Here is a 2,007-nt window from a genome sequence, read left to right on the forward strand (position 1 = left end):
GGCGTACTCGTCCACCAGCTCGGCCGCCGTCCCCGGCCGTCCGGCCCGGGCGAACGCGGCGACGGCGGCCGGGACCAGGCTCGCCCCCCACACCCACACGCCCTTGCGGCGCAGCCGGGCGACCGCCCGCCCGGCCTCCGCGGCCGCCTCGTCCACCGTCCCGCGGGCGAGAAGCAGGTCGACGAGCCCTCCGGCGGCGGCCGTCACGACCGGGACGTTGCGGGCGTCCGGGGCGTCCAGCCCGGCGCGGTGGAGTTGCCTGACCGCCTCCTCCCATTCGCCCCTGGCCAGGGCCAGCGATCCGAGCACCAGCCAGAGGTCCACCGCGATCAGCGGCGTCTCCGTGGCCGACTCCCCCAGGGACGCCGCCCGGTCGCGGAGCCCGTCCCACCGTCCGGTGAGCCACTCCCTGCGGATGACGGAGGCGTCGAGGAGGAAGGCGGGATACTGCGCGCCGGTCTCCAGGGCGAGCCGCCGGCCCTCCCGGGCGAACCGCTCGGCCGCCGCGTAGAGCCCCACGGTGGTCGCCGAGTCGTGGAGGTTGCAGTACGCCCTGGCGACCTCCCGCCGGACCGCCGGACGCGGATCGGCGACGGGCAGCCGGGCGGCGACGTCGAACGCGTCGGGAGAACCGGTCGTCATCTCGAAGGAGGCCCGGTTGGCCAGGACCGCGGCCGACAGCTCCGGGTTGTCGGCGGTGGCGACGAGCGCCTCGGCGCGGGCCATCCACTCCGCGTGCTCCGCCAGCGACTCGACGCCCCATTCGGGCATCGCGATGCTGGCCCAGCCGCGGGCGGCCAGCGTCGGCCGGTCGCCCAGCTCGGCCAGGGCCGCCAGGATCTCCGGACGCCCCGCGGCGGCGTCGCCCGCCTGGTTGGACAGGACGACGCCCAGGTTGAGGCGCACCTCGCCGCGCACGTCCCGGGACAGGAAGTCACCCCGCAGCACCTGGCGCAGCAGCCGCACCACCCGCTGGTGCGACAGGCCCGTCGCCGCCAGGCGGCTCAGCATCAGCACCAGCGGGCCGCGGCCGGTGGCCGGGAGAGCGGGGTCGTCGAGCATGCCCTCGATCACCTCGACGGCGAGGGCGGTGTCGCCCAGCGCGGCGGCCTGCCGGGCGGCGGCGGTCCCGTGGCGCACCCAGGCGGCGGTGTCCCCGGCACGCCGGGCGTGGAAGGCCAGCTGCACCAGCGGCGGCGCGTCCGTGGCGGCGAGCGCGGCCATCGCCCTGACGTGCGCCGAGCGGCGTTCCGGACCGGGGACGGCGTCGTAGACGGCCTGCTGGGCGAGCGCGTGGCGGAAGCCGTACCGGCCGCCCGGGTGCTCGTGCAGGACCCCGGCGCGCAGCGCCTCGGCCAGGCCGGCGGAGCCTGGCTCAGGGGTGGACAGCCCGGCGGAGCCCGGCCCAGAGGTGCCCAGCCCGGCGGAGCCTTCGGCGACCGCGGTGATCGTCTCCTCGTCCGCGGGCAGCCGCAGCACCGCCGCCGCCCGGACCGCGCTCGCCGCCGCCGGGGACAGCCCCGCCATCCGCTCGGCCATGGCCTCGCGCAGCAGCAGCGGGACGCCGGCGCGGTCGACGGCACGGTCGAGCGAGTCAGGGTCGTCCGCGCCGGGCAGACCGGCGGGCAGCGATCGGACCAGCTCCTCCACCACGAACGGGATGCCCGCCGTGCGCTCGTGCAGCCGCGCGACGAACCCGGGGGCCAGGTCGGACCGCTCCAGCAGCGCACCGGCCAGGCTTGCCACAGCCGGCACGTCCAGCGGCGCCAGCCGTACGACCACGTTGGCCGTGTCCGGCTGGTGCCGGTAGGCCCGGCCGAGCGGCGGCCCGGCCGTGCCGTCGCGCCGGCAGGTCGCGACCACCGCCAGCCCCTGCGGCGGCTGACCGGCCAGGAAGCGCAGCAGATCGAGCGTGCCGTCGTCGGCCCAGTGCAGGTCCTCGACGACGAGCACGGCCGGTCCGACGGCCGCCAGCAGGGCGCGTATGGCGCGGAACACCCGGTGGCG

General features: G+C 77.9%; 1 protein-coding gene. It reads right to left on the reverse strand.

Annotated features, from left to right (window positions below):
* A partial coding sequence (locus AB0J39_RS39360) for a LuxR family transcriptional regulator (RefSeq protein WP_363474292.1) occupies window positions 1-2,007 on the reverse strand: 2,007 nt, incomplete at both ends.

Source organism: Microbispora sp. NPDC049633 (genome assembly GCF_040675265.1).
Classification (GTDB): Bacteria; Actinomycetota; Actinomycetes; order Streptosporangiales; family Streptosporangiaceae; genus Microbispora; species Microbispora maris.